Here is a 13,066-nt window from a genome sequence, read left to right on the forward strand (position 1 = left end):
CAGCTTTTTGCTGGTTAAAATGGCAGTTCTATTTCAGTATTGCGGCTGATCAGGTCGGCTGTTTCCAGGAGTGGTTCCAGGTAGGTCTCTTCAACTTCCTCGCGTGTAGTCTGTGATGAGTTGGTCGAGCAGTTGATGGCCGCAATGATCTCCCCGCGCATATTGCGGATCGGTGCCGCGATGGACATCAGCCCGATTTCGAGCTGGTCTTCACTGATTGCCCAGCCCCTTCTGCGGATTTCCTCGAATTCTTTCCTCAAATCGGCTTCCTTATACACCGTATAAGGCGTGAGTGGCTTCAAGTCAGCTGTAGCAAAGTACTCGGACAATTCTTCCCCGCTTTTTTGGGCAAGCAGCAGCTTCCCCATTGAGGTGGCATATGCAGGCAGATGTGTCCCGATATTCAGGGAGATCTTCATGATCTTATTGGCAGGGACACGGCCGATATAGACGATCTCCTCCCCGACCAATTTGGCGATGGAGCTTGATTCATTGGTCTTCTTCGAAAGTTCACGGAGGAGGGTCGTCGTGATCTCCCAGCTGTCCCTTGCCGTCATATATGAATAACCGAGTGACAGTACTTTAGGTGTTAAATAAAAACGGTTGTCCAGCATCTGTGCATACCCCAGATTGACCAGCGTGATCAGTACGCGTCGTGCGGTCGGCCTGGAAATATCAGTGAGGGCCGCTGCCGTCGAAATGGTCAAATGGTCACGCCCGTCGAATGCTTCGATCACTTTAAGCCCTTTTTCGAGTGTCTGGAGGTGATCGGCACGATTAATTTCTTGAGTCATAATAATTCCCCATTTGTACGATAATTAGAAGTCTGTACTAATATTATAACATGGCTGACTTATGGGCGCTTCCGATATCTATCCGTCACGGCCAAAAACCGATCAACGGCCAGTAGAGATATGCCACCCCCGTAATTATGATGATGCTCGCCACGGTGGAGACCAGGCCGGGCAGCAGGAAGTCCTGCTGCTCCACTCTCCCTGTGCTGTGGACCACGACATTCGGCATCGTCTCGACGACCAGTATGAAGCCGAGCAGCAGTGTGATGGCGGACAGGACGGAAATGACGACGGGATCCTGTCCCGACTGTACGGACAGGCTGATCAGCACCGGGAGCAGCGTGATGACCGCTGTCGATACGTTGGTGACCCCGAGATGATATATATGGGAAACGATCACCGTTATCGGGATTGCGAGCCATGGATTGCTGAAGACTTCCACGATGATTTGCGGGGAGACGAGCCATTCGAGCAGGTCGATCGCCCCGGATTCTATCAGCGAATAGCCGAGGGATAACGTCGCACCAATCAAGAGGACGATGCCGAAATTGATCTTAAGCATCTTCTGCCATTCAATGAAACCCACGATGGGCAGAGCCATGAGCACAACAGCAAACAGGGCACCGAAAGTCGGATGATAGCCGTGCCATGATTCGGTCAGCCAGATGAGGATGGTGAGTGCCAGTATGAGTATGCACTTTATCTCATCACTGCCGAGCCTGCCGATTTCTTCATTCTTCTTCTTCATTTCCTGTTGAAGTGCATGGAACGATTCTTCTTCAGGCGTATACATCTTCCAGAGGATGAACATGATGACGACCACCAGCACAATCCAGATCGGTGCAGTATATATGAACCATTCAAGATAGGAAATCGACACACCCGCATACAGCCTCAGCAGCTCGATCGTCAATATGTTGCCGATCGCCGCGGTGAGCACGGCCACCCCGCTGATGCTGATGCCGAATGCCGTACTGATGTAGAGCAGTTTATTGAAATTCGATTCCTTCTTTATGTCCGCCTCCTTGATGATGCCGTCAAGCACAGGCATCATCAGTGAAGCCCTGACGGCGGTGGCTGGGATGAAGAACGCCTGGATCTGATTGAGCAGGCCCACCCCGATGTAGATGCCCTTTGCACTGGACCCCATTGTCGCGAGGAGGGAGTATGTCATCCTTCTGATCAGGTTGGTGTGGTTCACCCCGATTGCGATCATCATGCCGCCGATGATCAGAAAAACTGCAGGGGAAGCAAAGCCGCTCAGTACAGTCTCGATTTCAACCGGTCTGAGGAGCATCAGCAGCACGAGCACCATCATCGAGGTGAGGCCGATCGGGATCGGTGCGAAAGCCCACAGTATCAGGCCGTAGAGCATGATTGAAATAGTGGCCCGCTCAGACCAGCCGACCCCTTCCGGGAGCAGGATCAGCACCGCGATGAACAAGACGGTCGCCGCTGCAAATATGATGACCCGGCGCAGGCCGGGTGTATGCTTCTCTTTATTTGTCATATGGCCCCACTCCATTAGTGTATGAATATGTAAAGAAATACAGCATTAATATGCTGTATTTCCCTAAACGCATCAAGTTGTATTGAAATTATCCCCGTTATTGGCTGAAAGCTCTTTTTGGTGCGGCTGATCCTTATTTACGAACCTTTGGATCAGTGCCGCAGCGATGATGAGCCCAATGGCGATCCCGTCGGTCGTGAGGTCCGCCATCATCAGCAGGAGGGCGATGCCAAGCAGAAGGATCCTCGTATACCATGCGGTCCTTTTCTTGAAGAACCACCCCTGCACTGCTGCTGCCAGGAAATAAACACCGACCAATGCGGTAATGACCGCAAGGACGATTGCAAGTGTGTCGTCACTCAGGAGCAGAAGCTCCGGGCTGTAGAACATCATGAAAGGGACTATGAATGCAGCCAGGCCGATTTTGAACGCTTCCACGGCGGTCTTCATCGGATCGGTGCCGGTGATCCCGGCTGCGGCAAATGCCGCGAGCGCAACAGGCGGCGTGATGGCCGACAGGACAGCATAGTAGAATACGAACATGTGCGCAAGAAGCGGCTCCATCCCCATCCTGACAAGGCCCGGGGCAACTACAGACGCCGCCACCGCATATGCGGCCGTCGTCGGCATCCCCATGCCGAGAAGGATGGATAACAGCATCGCAAAAATCAGGGCGATCAGCAGATTGTTATCTGCGATCGTCAAGAGCATTGTGCTGAATCTCTGCCCCACACCGGTCAGGGCGATGACCCCGACGATGATGCCGGCAGTCGCGACGATTGCGATGAGCTGCAATGCATTTTTCATACCCAGTTCCAGCGCTTCAAGCACTTTCATGAGTCCCATGCGCGTCTCTTTGGTGAAAAGACTCAAGACGAAACACAGGATGATGCCGGCTGTACCGGCGAACACTATACTATATCCGGCCACCAGAAGGTAGACCAGTACGATGATCGGGATGAAGAGGTATACCTTCTTTACCAGATCTTTGATGTTGGGCAGCAGATGGCGCGGCACGCCTCTCAAGTCTTCCTTCAAAGCCTGGAAATCGACCATGAAATAAACGGAGACGAAGTATAACAGTGCCGGTATGATTGCTGCAATGATGATTTCGGAATATGGTATGCCGGTGATTTCCGCCATGAGGAAGGCACCTGCACCCATGATCGGCGGCAGCAGCTGCCCGCCTGTCGATGCGGTCGCTTCCGTGGCAGCGGCGAACCGCGGCCGGTAGCCGGTCTTCTTCATCAATGGTATGGTCAACGACCCGGTGGCAACGACGTTCCCTGCCGAAGTGCCGTTGATCGAACCCATCAGGGCAGAAGCGAATATGGCGACTTTGGCCGGGCCGCCGCGCATCCATCCTGCCAGCCTGAAGGCCACATCAATGAAGTACTGGCCCACACCGGACATTTGGAGGAATGCCCCGAATATGATGAAGAGGATGATGTATCTGGAGGATACATCCGTCGTCACCCCGAACACCCCGTCAAGACCATAAATGTAAGTGATGAACCTTTCAAAGGAATACCCGTTGTGATTGAAGATGCCTGGCATATAAGGCCCCAGGAAGGAATACGCGATGAATACACCTGCAAGTATCGGCAGTGTCCATCCGCTTGTCCTTCTCGTGATCTCCAAAACCAGCAGTACACCCACTGTCGCTACAATGACATCCAGTGTGGTCGGTGTGACCCCAAAACGGAATACCAGCGTCGTCAGATTTTCCGCTATGTAGTATCCGATGAATATTGCAGCTGCTATCAGTATCCAGTCCACTATAGGAATACGATTGGACTCCGTCTTCCATCCCTTATAGAACATCAGGGTCAGTACCGTGCCGAACACGATATGTGTGCTTCTGAACACCCAGGGGTCTATAGGGTTGAAATTCAGGATATACAAGTGATAAAGGGCGCCGAAAACGGCAATCCCCATGAAGAGGTATCTTTTCCATCCTGAAAGATTCCTGGTGTCCTCAGACTTTTCCAGCGCATCTTCAACAATTTCCGTATCCAGTTTACCTTCTTCATCCAGTTCTGATTCAATGGAAAGTTCATCCTTATAGTCAGGCTGATCTTCCGGTCTGTGGCCTTTATTGCCATCCACTTTTTTTCTGTCATCATCATGAGTATTTCTGTTCAAGCGCTTTCCCCCCTCATCCCTGCATTAATACAGCCGGTGTCAACCGGCTGTATCAATGAACAGAGTCAGCATATAAAAATGGTACTATTCACTGTCTTCCTCGTCGCTCCACTCTTCAGGATAAACTTCATCAGCAAGTTCTACGCCGATTTCCTCATAGTAGCGGATGGCTCCCGGATGCATCGGATAATCTGTGTTATTTGTGATGACTTCAGGATCTTCCGCCTCTGAAGCCGAGTTATGGGTGTCGATCATCTGATCGATGTTTTCATGGTACGCTTTCACAAGGTCATAGACGAAATCAGAGTTCGCCTCTTTTTGAACTACACCGTAGTTGAACTGGGAAACGGTTTCAATATCTTCGTCCATTGAATCATAAGTACCGCCCGGGATGGTGAATTCCTGGAAGTATGGCAGTTCTTCCATCACTGTTGTACGCTGCTCTTCTGTCAGGCCGTAAATGTTGATGTCCGCCTGTGTTTCAGCTTCTACAACCGCTGAAATCGGAAGACCTGCAGAGAAGCCGATGTGATCCAGCTGGCCGTCAAGCATCTGTGAAACCATGTCACTTGCACCGGCAGCGACCTGGTCACCTGTTTCGATGCCGAGGATATCATAGATTATCGGGTTGTAAGTGCCCGGTGTGCCGCCTGCAGGACCGATTCCAACGCGTTCGCCTTCGTGGTCTTCGAGGTTTTCAGCACCTGTTGAGGACAATGAGAACCAGTTGAATGGTGTATCATACATCGGGAAAATTACGCGGATATCATTATATTCCTGCTCCGCCCATTCACCTTCGCCCGTGTAACCTTCATACAGCGGGCCTTCAGTGACCATCCCGAGCTGAACGTCATCTGCATCCAGCAATTGGATGTTATGCACCGGACCGCCTGTCACTTCAATGTTTGAAGAAATGTCGAGGTGTTCCTCAAGCAATGTTGAGAGGCCGCCGCCCCAGATGTAATAAGTACCGCCCTGCGAAGCTGTGCCGACGGTTACAGTAGATGGATAGTCGTTCTCTTCAAAATCAGCTTCCGCTTCGCCTTCACCGTTGCCTTCCGTGCCTTCGTCCGTACCTCCGTTGCCGCAGGCTGCCAGAACGACCGCAATAATCATCGTGCTGAGCAATAACCAAAACTTTTTCATATTTAACTCCCCTTTGTTTTTATTTGCATGTACCTAGTATGATCTAGGCATGCCGAGTACATGCTGTCCGATGTACGAAAGAATCATATTATTATTCACAGGTGCGACCTGGTACATCCTTGTTTCCCTGAACTTGCGTTCGATGTCATACTGATCGACGAAGCCGTTCCCACCGTACGTGTTCATGGCGACGTTCGCCGCTTCCCAGCTTGCCTCGCTGGAGATCAGCTTGGCGGTGTTGGCTTCCTCGCCGCAATTTTCGCCGGTGTCGAATTTCTCTGCAGCTTTATATCTTAAGGCATCGGCAGCCTTGATGGAGGCGTAGGCCCTTGCGATCGGGAACTGGACACCCTGGTTCTGTCCGATCTTCCTGTTGAAGACTTCCCTTTCACTCGCATACTCGACCGCATGGTCGATGAAGAAGTAGCCGTCACCGATGCTTTCAGAAGCAAGGAGTATCCTTTCGGCATTCATGCCGTCCAGGACATATTTGAAGCCGCTGCCGACTTCGCCTATGACACTGTCTTCAGGCACTTTCATGTTTTTATACCAGATTTTATTGGTGGCGTAGTTGAACATCGTCCTGACTGATTCGACTTCCAGTGCATTCGGCTGATTCTGCCTGATTTCCCTGAGATCCACCAGGAATAAAGTCATCCCCCTTGATTTCTTATCAACTTCCTCAAGCGGTGTGGTTCTGGCCAGGAGAAGGAGGAGATCCGACTGCTTGATGCGGCTTGTCCAGTTCTTATGGCCGTTGATGACATAGCCGTCATCCGTCTTCTCGGCAAAAGTCTCGATCGCCGTGGTGTTCGAACCTGCTTCGGGTTCCGTTATGGAGAAAGCCTGCATCCGGATTTCACCGCTTGCGATGCCGGGTAAGTATTTCTCCTTCTGTTCCCTGCTCCCATGCCTCAGAAGAGACCCCATCGTATACATCTGTGCATGGCAGGCCGCCGCATGGCCACCCGCCCTATGTATCTCCTCCAGGATGATGGTCGCCTCCGTCAGGCCGTAGCCCTTGCCGCCATATTCTTTCGGGATCAGCACCGATAAATACCCTGCTTCAGTCAGTGCATCGACGAATTCCTGCGGGTATTTCCTGTCCGGGTCCAGTTCTCTCCAGTATTCATTGCCGAATTTCTCGCACAGCTCCCGGACTTCCTTGCGCAGCTGCAGACGTTCTTCCTCACTGAGTGTGATTGTTTCCGATTGTAATAAATCGCTCATCGTTATCAAATTCCTCCTGATATTCATATTAGTCAATCGTTGCTGAAAGACTGCTGTGAACTTTCATAAAAATCATTTCCTGCACTGTCATTGATCACGATGCAGGGAAAATCCTCGACCTCCAGTCTGCGGATGGCTTCGGTGCCGAGATCCTCGTAAGCGACCAGGGTTGAAGCGGTGATCTTCCGGGCGAGCAGTGCACCGGTCCCGCCGATTGCCACCATATACACCGCATTGTTCTCCTGAATGGCATCGATGACATCCCGGTTGCGGTAACCTTTCCCGATCATCCCTTTCAGACCGTGTGAGAGGAGCGCCGGTGTATAGGCATCCATCCGGCTGCTCGTCGTCGGTCCCGCAGAACCGATGACTTCGCCCGGCCTCGCCGGTGTCGGGCCGACGTAATATATCACCTGGCCCTCCAGGTCGACCGGCAGTTCCTCACCGTTTTCCAGCTGTTCGGTCATGCGTTTATGTGCTGCATCCCTTGCCGTATAGATCGTACCGGAGAGCAGGACCGTGTCGCCGCTCTTCAGGCTTTCGGCAGCACCGGGTTCAAAAGGTACTCTGATGCGTTTCTCGGACATAAGGACCTCCTTAAATGACGAAATGTTTGTGCCGGCTTGCGTGGCAGTTCAAGTTGACTGCAACAGGAAGGGCTGCAATATGGCAGGGGGCGGTCTCCACTTTGATGTCCAGTGCGGTGGTGTCACCGCCGAGCCCCTGCGGGCCGATGCCGAGCTGGTTGACGGCTTCATGCAGTTCCATTTCGAGCGCCGCGATGTCCTCATCCGGATGCCTTTCGCCTACAGGCCTGAACAACGACTTTTTCGCAAGATAAGGGGCCACTTCAAAGTTGCCGCCGATGCCTATCCCGACGACCAGCGGCGGGCATGCATTCGGCCCGGCTTCCTTAACCGTCGTCATGATGAAATCCTTCACCCCGTCCAATCCTGCCGAGGGCGTGAGCATCTTCATCGCGCTCATATTTTCCGCCCCGCCGCCTTTGGCGGACATCTGGACGTCGAGGGTGTCGCCTTCGACCAGTTCGATATGGATGACTGCCGGTGTATTGTCACCGGTGTTCTTGCGTGTAATCGGATCATCCACGATCGAATACCTCAAATACCCCTCATCATAGCCTTTCCTCACGCCTTCATTGATTGCATCCTCAAGTCTGCCGCCGGTGATATGGCAGTCCTGGCCGAGTTTTACGAGGAACACGGATACTCCTGTATCCTGGCACATCGGCACGCGGTTTGAAGTGGCGATGTCCGCATTCTCGATCAGCTGATTCAGGATGCTTTTGCCTGCTGCGGAAGTTTCGGTTTTCACGGATTCCTTAAAGGCGTTGACGACGTCTTCACCGAGGTCGAAGTTCGCTTCCTGGCAGATCCTCGAAACTTCATCGACGATTTCCGTATACTGGATCACTTTCATAAACCTGCCTCCATCATTACTGTTTTTGCTGTTTGAGCACTTCTTCCAGTAATTCGTTCTGCTGGTTCGGTGCATGTGACTTCTTATAGACCATCATCGTCCTGTCGAAGGAGATGACCACCTCCGCGCGCTGGTTGTAACCGTATGTCTTTACATTGACGATGCCGACATTCGGCCGGGATTTTGATTCGCGCAGCCCGGTCACTTCCGAATATGAATAAATCGTATCCCCTTCAAATACCGGTTTGGGAAGCTTGATGTTGTCCCAGCCGAGGTTCGCCATGGCATTTTGTGAAATGTCGGTGACGGACTGGCCCGTGACCAGGGCAAGCGTGAATGTCGAATCGACGAGCGGCTTGCCGAACTCCGTCTTTTCCGAGTAGTAATCATCAAAGTGGATCGGGTTTGTGTTCTGCGTCAAAAGTGTCATGTATATATTGTCGGTTTTCGTCACCGTTCTCCCCAGCGGATGCGGGTAGATGTCCCCTTCCTTGAAATCTTCATAGTAACGGCCTGTCCAGCCTTCCTGTACACTCATTGAAATGCCTCCTGATTGTTTTGATTTAAGGTTTCGATGATACGCCCAATTCTTCAAGTATCTTCTCTGTATGTTCGCCGAGGGCCGGTACATCCTTCATCACAGGGTCGAAGTCCTTTGAAGTCACCGGCGGGAGCAGTGATGCGATATTGCCTCCCGGTGTGCCGATCTCCCTCCAGCGGTCTCTTGCCTTCAGTTGTGGATGATTGAAGAAATCTTTCATGGTATTCAATCTGGCATTCGCGATTTTAGCTTCCTCGACCCTCTCGATCACGACATCCGAGGTCAGTTCTGAAAATGCTTCTTCTATGATGGCCTTGAGCTCTTTCCTGTTTTCGGAACGCAGGTAATTCGCATTGAAGCGGTCATCCTGAGCGAGTGATTCATCATTCAGCACTTCCCTGCAGAATTGTGCCCATTCCCTTTCATTCTGAAGTCCGATGAAGACGGTTTTGCCGTCACCGCACTCAAACGGCCCGTAAGGGTAGATGGTGGAATGGCTCGCGCCTGTGCGGTCGGGTTCCTTGCCGCCGTATTGTGCGTAATATGCCGGGTAGCCCATCCACTCACCGAGCGCTTCGAGCATTGAGACTTCAAGCACTGTGCCTCTGCCGGTCTTCATGCGGTTCATCAGCGCGGTGAGTATGCCTGTATATGCATACATTCCTGCAGCGATATCCGCAATGGATATACCTGCTTTGGACGGTTCGTCTTCAGTGCCTGTGACCGATACGAGGCCGGCTTCGCACTGGACCAGCAGATCGTAGGCCTTCTTCTGTTCATAGGGACCGCCCTTGCCGTAGCCTGATAAACTGCAGACGATCAATTCCGGATGTTTTTCAACCATTTCCTCAGGCACGAAACCCATGCGTTCAATCGCACCGGGCGCCAGGTTTTGTACGAATACATCCGCCTTTTCAAGCAGTTTGGAAAGGACTTCCTTATCATCTTCGTCTTTAAGATTTAAAGTGATGGATTCCTTGGAACGGTTCGTCCATACGAAATGGCTCGACATGCCGTTGACCGTCGTGTCATAACCTCTCGCAAAATCCCCGACGCCCGGCCTTTCAACTTTGATCACCCTCGCACCGAGATCTGCGAGCTGCCGTGTCGCAAAAGGGACGGCGATGGCCTGTTCCAAAGAGACGACTGTAACACCTTCCAGTGGTAACATTGAATTCCTCCTATATAAATAAACCGCTTACATTTTTAATAAATTTTTTGCCCGCTCGTAAACAGGCGGGTCGATCATCTTACCTTCCACTTCGATGGCACCTTCACCATCATTTGAAGAGGATTCAAAGGCATCGATGATCTTTTCAGCTTCTTCGACTTCCGATGGTGTCGGCGCATAGACTTCGTTGACTGCCTCGATCTGTTTCGGGTGGATGACGAGACGGCCCTGGAAACCGAGCGCCCGGCTTACAGCGGATGCTTCCCTCAAGCCTTCCGCGTCTTTAAAGTCGGTGAACACGGAATCGACCGGCTGGCTGATGCCTGCAGCACTCGATGCAGCAACAAGTGTCGACCGTGCATGAAGTAGTGCCTGATTGCCGTCACCCGGTATGCTGACATCGAGCATATAATCTTCGGCACCGAATGCCATCGCTTCCACCCTTGGTGATGATGAAGCGATCTCCATGGCATTCATCATGCCTTTGCCGGTTTCTATCAAAGGTACGATTTTAATATCATTTGTCTTCAAATTATTTTGTTTTTCAAATGTGGTGAGCAGATAATCCAATATTTTTATATCATCGGATTCAGCGGCCTTCGGCAGGATGATGCCATCCAAGTCCTCACCGGCCAGTTCCCTCACATCATCAATGAAATAAATGCTGTGAACTTCGTTCACTCTCACATACTTTTTTGAATGGATATCGGGGTTGTTCAACCATGGCCTGATTTTTTCCCTGGCTGCCGCCTTCTCTGCCTGGACCACACTGTCTTCCAGGTCGAATATGATGATATCGGCCTTCAGCTCTGTTGACTTGGCCAGGAATTTATCTTTGCTGCCCGGTATGAAAAACCAGCTTTTGTCCATATATCTTCACCTAAACCCTTCTCAATTCAGGATATTGTAGATTGGATACAATCTCAGTGTAAAAGAATTCCGTTTGTTTGTAAACAGAATTTTTAGAATTTATATAATTTTTACTTATCAAGGTTCAAAAGTGGAATCAAGTCTTCGTGGGTCCTCTTGATATGAGAAGCATATTCCGCACATGCATCTTCTATATCATTCGCTTTGATTGCACTCAGGATTCTCGCGTGTTCCTCATTTGATTTCTCAATCTGATCCGGGATGACATAAGGTGTGTCCTTTGCGATGCCGTGTGAAACTCTGGCCATCAGTCCGTGGAGCCTCTTGCTCTTCGACCCTGACAGCGAGAGATTATGAAACCGGTTGTTCAAGTCCACATAAGTTTCGATCTCCGTCGTTTCAAGCATCGTCTCATGGAGGCTCTCAAGCTCGGTCAAATCCTCAGATCCGAGGTTCGGTATGCTGCGCTCGAGAGTGAAAGGCTCGAGTATCGTGCGCAGTTCGTATATTTCATCGATGTCTTCGATCGTCAAAGAATTCACGATCGCCCCCTTATGCGGCTCCAGGGTCACCAGCCCTTCAAGCTCCAAAGTTTTCAGAGCTTCCCTGACAGGCATCCTGCTGACACCCAGCTGTTCGGCAATATCCGCCTGGACGAGCCTTTCTTCCGGCTTCAGGTCTCCTTTTAAGATTGCCTGCCTCAATATGGTCGTTACCGAGTTAGGGAGTACTTCCCTTGTAACACTCTTCAATTTCATGCTAATCATCCTTTACTCTGCTCATATACAAAAGATCTATGGGCATTATACTACTTCACCGCCATATTATGAGGGAAAAGCATGCTCAAGTCGCTGATATCTTCAAGGGTCATGATGTTTTCAGCCACCTCTTCCGCCCGGCTCTCATCAATGCCCTTGGCGAGCACCATGAACTTGTCATACAGTTCATCCGGGGAGACATTATTTTCAGGGTCTCCTTTTGGATATTCGGTGGACAATTCGACCGTTTCCCCGTTTGTCAGATGGACTTTGACGTTGGCGCCCCATTTTTCCGGATATGCAGCATCAACATCATCATCGACGTACACTTCGACTTTCTGCATCAATTCCCTGACGGTTTCATCCCAAAGGTTTTCTTCGGTGAAAGTGTCGAGGCTGCCGCTCTGTTTGACGAGCGCAAGCGCCGTGCAGTACTGCAGGCTGAATTTGCCCTGATAGATCGTCTGCGGGTCCTCGTCATCGGTGATGTTGATGGCGACCTGATAGGTGCCGACTTCGATTTTGTCCACGGCATCGGGATCCAGGTCCTGCTGCTTTGCGAGGTCCGATACGAGGTCCATTGCATGATGTGTATGCCTGCATGATGCATGGATCTTGAAAGAATTCTCCATGATCTTGAATTCACTGCCGAGACCTGCGGTGATTTTTGATGCATCATACTCATAGCTCATGGCTTCGAAGAAACCGCGCCTGCCCTCCAGGATTTTTGATGCACCGGTGAAATCCTTTTCTGCAAGCATGGCAGCAATCACACCGTTCATGGCAGCTTTTCCGGGATGGAGCTGCTTCGACATGGCACCATCTTCGATGAACTCCCATAAGCCTGCAGCCTGGGTGCCGGCACTGCCGAGTGCATGGACAATCTGTTCCACAGAAAGATCCAATAGTTTTGCGACTGCTGCAGCCGAACCGAAAGTTCCGCAGGTCGCCGTATTATGCCAATAGTAGTAATGCGACGGGGAAACGGCCTCACCGATCCGGAAACACACTTCATATCCCGCAACGACCGCTGTGATCAAATCTTTTCCGTCGAGCTTCTTCCATTCAGCAACTGCAAGGGCTGCAGGTATGACGACGGTGGCAGCATGGATGATTGAACTTTTATGGATATCATCCTGTTCGACGATGTGGCTTGAGGCACCGTTCAATAATGCAGCGTTCGCCACGGAGGATTTTCCGCCGTTGATCAGGGAGGCCTGTTCATTTCCTCCAAGCACTTCGACCATTTCCTCGATCTTCTGGATCGGCGGCATATCTTTCCCGGCGATTGCGGAGCTGAAATAATCCAATATGCACAGTTTCGTAAATTCCACCACGTCTTCAGGGATATCGTCATACTTCAACGAGACGACATATTCAGCCAGTTGTTTACTTAAAGACACTACATCCAACCTCCTTATGATTGTTGCCCCTATTATATTGGATACAATAGCCAAAGGC

General features: G+C 51.1%; 12 protein-coding genes. All 12 read right to left on the reverse strand.

What is annotated here, in order from left to right; genetic code table 11:
• Positions 1-14: 14 nt before the first annotated feature.
• The 12 genes from CRN96_RS07125 to CRN96_RS07180 all read right to left on the reverse strand — a co-directional run bounded on the left by CRN96_RS07125 (position 15) and on the right by CRN96_RS07180 (position 13,008).
• Positions 15-794, reverse strand: a complete 780-nt coding sequence (locus CRN96_RS07125) for an IclR family transcriptional regulator domain-containing protein (protein WP_097040597.1) — start codon at positions 792-794, stop codon at positions 15-17.
• An 85-nt stretch (positions 795-879) separates the two neighbouring features.
• On the reverse strand, positions 880-2,304 hold the full coding sequence (locus CRN96_RS07130) for an SLC13 family permease (RefSeq protein WP_097040599.1): 1,425 nt from the start codon (positions 2,302-2,304) through the stop codon (positions 880-882).
• 72 nt (positions 2,305-2,376) lie between these two features.
• The gene (locus tag CRN96_RS07135) at positions 2,377-4,449 is read right to left on the reverse strand and encodes a TRAP transporter permease (protein WP_245844582.1); all 2,073 of its coding nucleotides are present in this window, start codon (positions 4,447-4,449) and stop codon (positions 2,377-2,379) included.
• Positions 4,450-4,533: 84 nt separating this feature from the next.
• The gene (locus CRN96_RS07140) at positions 4,534-5,595 is read right to left on the reverse strand and encodes a TAXI family TRAP transporter solute-binding subunit (protein WP_097040601.1); all 1,062 of its coding nucleotides are present in this window, start codon (positions 5,593-5,595) and stop codon (positions 4,534-4,536) included.
• A 33-nt stretch (positions 5,596-5,628) separates the two neighbouring features.
• A complete protein-coding gene (locus CRN96_RS07145) occupies positions 5,629-6,825 on the reverse strand; it encodes an acyl-CoA dehydrogenase family protein (protein WP_097040604.1) in 1,197 nt (398 codons plus the stop codon).
• A gap of 32 nt (positions 6,826-6,857) precedes the next feature.
• A complete protein-coding gene (locus CRN96_RS07150) occupies positions 6,858-7,412 on the reverse strand; it encodes a Fe-S-containing hydro-lyase (RefSeq protein WP_097040606.1) in 555 nt (184 codons plus the stop codon).
• A gap of 10 nt (positions 7,413-7,422) precedes the next feature.
• Entirely contained in the window at positions 7,423-8,265 is an 843-nt protein-coding gene (locus CRN96_RS07155; protein WP_097040608.1) for a fumarate hydratase, read from the reverse strand.
• A 16-nt stretch (positions 8,266-8,281) separates the two neighbouring features.
• Positions 8,282-8,803 carry a MaoC family dehydratase gene (locus CRN96_RS07160; protein ID WP_097040610.1) on the reverse strand — a complete coding sequence of 174 codons (522 nt, stop codon included), beginning with the start codon at positions 8,801-8,803 and terminating at the stop codon, positions 8,282-8,284.
• Between the two features lie 25 nt (positions 8,804-8,828).
• Complete coding sequence (locus tag CRN96_RS07165) at positions 8,829-9,977, reverse strand: CaiB/BaiF CoA transferase family protein (RefSeq protein WP_097040612.1); 1,149 nt, start codon at positions 9,975-9,977, stop codon at positions 8,829-8,831.
• Between the two features lie 27 nt (positions 9,978-10,004).
• Complete coding sequence (locus CRN96_RS07170; protein ID WP_097040614.1) at positions 10,005-10,847, reverse strand: HpcH/HpaI aldolase/citrate lyase family protein; 843 nt, start codon at positions 10,845-10,847, stop codon at positions 10,005-10,007.
• Between the two features lie 110 nt (positions 10,848-10,957).
• A complete protein-coding gene (locus CRN96_RS07175; RefSeq protein ID WP_245844583.1) occupies positions 10,958-11,605 on the reverse strand; it encodes a GntR family transcriptional regulator in 648 nt (215 codons plus the stop codon).
• 50 nt (positions 11,606-11,655) lie between these two features.
• Complete coding sequence (locus CRN96_RS07180) at positions 11,656-13,008, reverse strand: MmgE/PrpD family protein (protein WP_097040617.1); 1,353 nt, start codon at positions 13,006-13,008, stop codon at positions 11,656-11,658.
• Positions 13,009-13,066 lie beyond the last annotated feature (58 nt).

This window comes from Salinicoccus kekensis, assembly GCF_900220995.1.
In the GTDB taxonomy this organism is placed as follows: domain Bacteria; phylum Bacillota; class Bacilli; order Staphylococcales; family Salinicoccaceae; genus Lacicoccus; species Lacicoccus kekensis.